General features: G+C 72.6%; 2 protein-coding genes and 1 pseudogene. 1 reads left to right on the forward strand and 2 read right to left on the reverse strand.

The window, feature by feature from the left end; all coding sequences use genetic code 11:
- Positions 1-130: 130 nt before the first annotated feature.
- The gene (locus P409_RS29790; RefSeq protein ID WP_202964850.1) at positions 131-565 is read left to right on the forward strand and encodes an MFS transporter; all 435 of its coding nucleotides are present in this window, start codon (positions 131-133) and stop codon (positions 563-565) included.
- Positions 566-568: 3 nt separating this feature from the next.
- Here the strand turns inward: P409_RS29790 and P409_RS29795 are convergent, their stop codons facing one another.
- Together P409_RS29795 and P409_RS39435 are read right to left on the reverse strand one after the other, a co-directional pair.
- Positions 569-1,120, reverse strand: a complete 552-nt coding sequence (locus tag P409_RS29795) for a methylated-DNA--[protein]-cysteine S-methyltransferase (RefSeq protein WP_081991924.1) — start codon at positions 1,118-1,120, stop codon at positions 569-571.
- Positions 1,121-1,181: 61 nt separating this feature from the next.
- Positions 1,182-3,437, reverse strand: a pseudogene (locus P409_RS39435) (hypothetical protein); the annotation flags it as partial.

Raw genomic sequence — 3,437 nt, forward strand, 5'->3', positions numbered from 1 at the left:
GGTGTTCCACCTGCTGTTCTGGAGCTTCGCCATCTGCGGCTTCACCACCACCGGGTGATCGAGACGCATCTGCTGCCCTTCGCCGCGCTCTGCGGCTTCCCGCCGCTGCCCACGTGCCGCCGCCTATGGCGTGCTGTCGGCGGTGAATCTGGGCGGGATGGTGCTGGCCGGCTGGCTGGCCGACCGGGTCGACCGGCCGCTGCTGCTGGCCGTGATCTATCTGGCCCGGGCCGCCAGCTTCGTCCTGCTGATCGGCCTCGGTCCCGACATCCGCTGGCTCTATGTCTTCGCCGTGGTCTTCGGCCTGTTCGACTACTCCACCGTGCCGGTGACGGTCAGCCTGGCCGTGAGCCATCTCGGCACCGCGCGGCTGGGCCTGGCGATGGGGCTGATCTCGGCCGGCCACGCGGCGGGCGGCGCGCTGGGCGCCTTCCTGGGCGGGGTGGTGTTCGACCGCTTCGCCGACTACGCGCCGCTCTGGGCCGGCTCGATCGGCCTCGCCGCGCTGGCCGGCCTGCTGGCCCTGGCTTTGCCCCGCCGGTCGCCGCAGCCCGCGGCCGCGTGAAGCTCAGCCCGCCGCCGACAGCCCGGGCGGCCTTGCTCCTTCCAGCTCCAGCAGCGCCGCCTTGCGGTGCAGGCCGCCGCCATAGGCGGTGAGCGTGCCGTCGCTGCCGACCAGGCGGTGGCAGGGCACGATCACCGAGATCGGGTTGGCACCGTTGGCGGCGCCGACGGCGCGGGCCGCCTGCGGCCGGTCCAGCCGCAGCGCCATGTCGCGATAGGTCATGGCGGTGCCGCAGGGGATGGCGCACAGCGCCGCCCAGACCCGGCGCTGGAACGGCGTGCCGAACGGCGCCAGGGGCAGGTCGAACACCCGGCGCCGGCCGGCGAAGTATTCGGCCAATTGCTCCGCGACCGGGCGGATGAGGGCGGGGTCGGCCGGCCCGGTCTGCAGCCCCTCCCGCGCCAGGCGGCGCTGGCTGAAGGTCGGGGTGCCGTCGGAGCCCTCGAAATCGAGGCCGACCAGGGCGCCGGCGGCATCCACCAGGGCCAGCATGGGCCCGAGCGGCGTGTCGATCCGGCCGGCGGTGATCGGGGGGACGGGCTCGGCGAAGGTCATGACCATATCCCACCCGGCAAAGCGGGCACCGGCAACCTGAATCTTGCGGTCGCCCGACCGCTCACCCCCGGCCGAAGCGCCGCCGCTCCCCGCCCCGCACCAGCTCCACCGCCAGGTCCGGATGGCCGGACGGCAGCAGCGGGTCGAGGATCCGCTCGCCGAAGCTGCGCTGCAGGCCGAAGACATGGCGCAGCATCAGGTTGGTGGTCAGGCCCGGCCCGCTGGAATAGACCCGCCAGCCGCCGTCGGCGGCGATCGCCCCCTGCTTTACCAGGGCCCAGTCGGCGCCGGCGGCGTAGCGGTCGGCGAAGGCGGCGTCGCTGGAGCTGAAATAGGCGTTGCGCTGGCGCGGCGTCGCGTTCGGCACCACCTCGGTCGACGCCACCGGGCTGGCCTGCAGCAGGATGCGCCATACCGAATCGGCCTCGCCATGCGCGGCCATGGCCTCGCCGGCGCGGAGATGGGCGTGGGTGTACATCAGCCCGATCTCGCGGCCGAAGAAGGCGGCGGATTCGGCCCGGCGGAACAGCGTCTCGACCCCGCCACGATAGGTCACCGGCCGATCCATCAGCCGGATGCCGTCCGGGAAGGTCAGGTGCTCGCGGATGAGCCCGAGATGGCGCTCGACCGCCTCGCCCGCGAACAGCCCGGCGATCAGCGCCCGCTTCATCGGCAGCAGCGAATAGTGCAGGCCGGTGCGGGTATCGTCCGGGTGCAGCAGCAGCTCGACCACAGTGCCGTCGGGGTTGAACACGGCATAGCCGGCCAGCACCCCGTCGCGCACCAGGTGGCGCTGCAGGTCCCAATGCATCGACCCGGCCAGGACCTCGATCTCGCGCGCCTTGGCGGCCTGCCCGGCGTGGCCCAGCACCCCGGCCCAGCGGTTGAGCTGCTGGATCAAGAGGGCGACGGTCCAGGCGCTGACCATCCAGTCGCGCAGATGCGGGTCGACCGGCTGCAGCGAATCGTTCCAGTCGCCCTCGCCATAGCGCAGCAGCCGCGTGCCGGGGATGAAGCGTTCCTGCACCACAGCGACGATGCGGTCGATATGGACCGAGACCGGGTCGCGGCGCTCGGTGCGGGTGAAGTCCTGCTCGTTGCGCCAGGCCACAGGCTCGTCGAGGAAGGCCATGTCGCCGGTGGCCTCGATGTAGTCGCACAGCGCCTTCAGCGGCCAGACGATGACGTCGCCATGCGCATGCCTGTCCTGGATCGGCGCGTAAGGCTCCAGCATGAACCATTGCGGCCAGTCGCCCCGGCTCTCGTATTGCTGGGCGAAGACCGTGCGCAGCACCTCCTTCGCCGCGGCGTCGTGCTCCAGCGCCAGCAGGAACTCGAGAGAGCCCTGGCAAACGTCGCGCGTGCCCCAGGCGCCGCCGGTGTACTGCTCGAGGCCGTGCGGCACGGTGAGGTGGATCATCGCGTCATGCGCCAGCCAGGGGAAGGCAGCGTCCAGCGCCGCGCCCTCCGACCCGCCGCCGGTGACGCGCAGCCCGCGGGTCACCTCGGCCCAATGGGCGTTGGCCGTCCCCAGCATCTCGTCGAAGGGCACGCCGGCGGCGTAGCGGTCGGCCAGGGCGGCGGCTGCGGCGGGATCGGTCAGCGACCCGGTGACGGCGAAGCCGAAGCCGGACACCCCGCCGGTGCGCAGCGCGACGTACCCGCCGCCGCGGCCCTGCCCGTCGGCATACAGCAGCTCGTCGCCGCCGACCGCCTCGATCGCGTCCGGGGTCGGAGTCACCAGATGGTAGATCGAGCCGGGATAGCGCTGGCCCCACAGCCAGTCCGGGTCGGGGCGGAAGGCGATGCGCTTGGCGGCAGCGTCGATCGACACCCGCCCCGCCTGCTCCAGCTCGCGTTCGCCGAGCACGAGATGGCCGAGGACGAGGAAGCGGCAGGGCGCGCCCTCGACCTCCACCCGCCACTGCATCGCCGTGTCGGCGCCGGAGATTGCGGCGCGGACGGTGGCGGTGCGGCCGCCGAAGCAGTAGATCCAGCGGGCCTCCGCCAGCCCCATCTCGAAGGCCGACGGCACGGAGAGCAGGCGCCAGCCTTCTCCCGCATCGACCAGGATGCGCAGGCCGGAGGCGCGGGTGATGTTGTAGGGGTCGCGCGAGACCGAGAACAGCTTGTGGAACGAGGTGTTGCCGACGGTCAGCTGGGCGGCGAAGACGCCATGCGCCCAGACCGTGGCGCAGAGCAGGTCGTCGGTCGGCAGCAGCGCCGCGCCGGAGCGCAGCAGCGCGCCGTGGCGGCGGCGCAGCTCGCGCTCCTTCGCCCGCAGCACGACGTGGCGGTTCAGGTCGTCCTCATCGAC

The sequence above is a fragment of the Inquilinus limosus MP06 genome, from assembly GCF_000767795.1.
GTDB classification, from domain to species: domain Bacteria; phylum Pseudomonadota; class Alphaproteobacteria; order DSM-16000; family Inquilinaceae; genus Inquilinus; species Inquilinus limosus_E.

What these genes read in the sequence shown, in the direction of transcription:
- P409_RS29795 (WP_081991924.1), bottom strand. Translation starts at nt 1,120, where the DNA reads ATGACCTTCGCCGAGCCCGTCCCCCCGATCACCGCCGGCCGGATCGAC.